This is a genomic window from Oleiphilus sp. HI0117, from assembly GCF_001635235.1.
In genome coordinates this window covers 1-1,112 of the sequence record NZ_LWGA01000065.1, presented here as the reverse complement: position 1 = coordinate 1,112, position 1,112 = coordinate 1, and the positions used below count along the sequence as shown (strand labels likewise).

General features: G+C 47.8%; 1 protein-coding gene. It reads right to left on the bottom strand.

Annotated features, from left to right (window positions below):
- Positions 1-10 precede the first annotated feature (10 nt).
- On the bottom strand, positions 11-1,112 hold a 1,102-nt coding region (locus A3757_RS01040; protein ID WP_068739010.1), incomplete at its 5' end, for an anhydro-N-acetylmuramic acid kinase.

The following is a 1,112-nucleotide window of genomic DNA, read 5'->3' as shown; positions in this document are numbered from 1 at the left end:
AGGAATCGCTTCAAGCGGGGTAAATTCCACCTAATATTTTGCTCTTGCTTGCTCCCGTAACGGAGCAGGCATTGCCTGGCAGGTTGTTCAGTGTTTGTCTTGCTAACCAGGCGAAAGCGCTGGCCTCAACCAATTGCGGGTCTATTCCCAGGTCGAGGGTTGAACTTAAGCGATAGCTTGGAAGCAGGTTTTGGAGGCGAGTCATTAGTAGTTGATTATTGATGCCGCCGCCGCAGACGAAGATGTCGCAGCCATCACCATTAGTGCTGGTGATGATGCTGTTACTAATTGTGCTGGCCGTTAGCTCGAGTAGCGTGCGCTGAATATCTTCGCTTTGGAATGTGCTGTTTGCAATCTTATTGGCTATCCATGCTGAGTTAAACAGTTCTTTACCGGTGCTTTTGGGTGCTGTTTGTTTGAAATAGGGCTCGTCGAGAAAATCCTGTAATAAATCTTCGATAACAGACCCTGTGCTCGCCCAGTCGCCATTATGATCGTACGCTTTCTTTAAGCAGCTTTGAATCCATAGGTCCATAAGCATATTTCCGGGGCCTGTGTCGTAGCCGGATAGCTTGTTCTTTGTTTTTGAGAGCACTGAAATGTTCGCGATACCGCCAATATTGGCAACGATTCTCGTTTCGTTTGAGTCGCCAAATACTGCTTGGTGAAATGCGGGGACTAATGGTGCGCCTTGCCCCTTCGCGGCCATATCTGCCATTCTGAAATCGGTAATCGTCGTGATATTAGTGATGTGGGCGATTGTACTTGGGTCGCCTATCTGGAGTGAAAAGGGTTTGCTTGACTCAGGGCGGTGTCTGATTGTTTGTCCGTGACAACCGATGGCGCAAACATCGCTACTATTCTTGTTGGCTTTCTTGAGTAAATCGTTCACGGTTTCCGCAATAGCTTCACCTAGCTCGACACTGGCTTCGCCAAGGCGGTCTATCTCATTGTCGCCTGGTAGTGACAATGACTGAAGTTTCGACTTAAGCGAGCTTGAAAATGGTGCGCTAAATGATTCAATACTGGTGGTTTTGTTTTCAGATATTGAGGCAAGGACGGTATCGATTCCGTCCATGCTGGTGCCAGACATGACGCCTATATATAGTTTG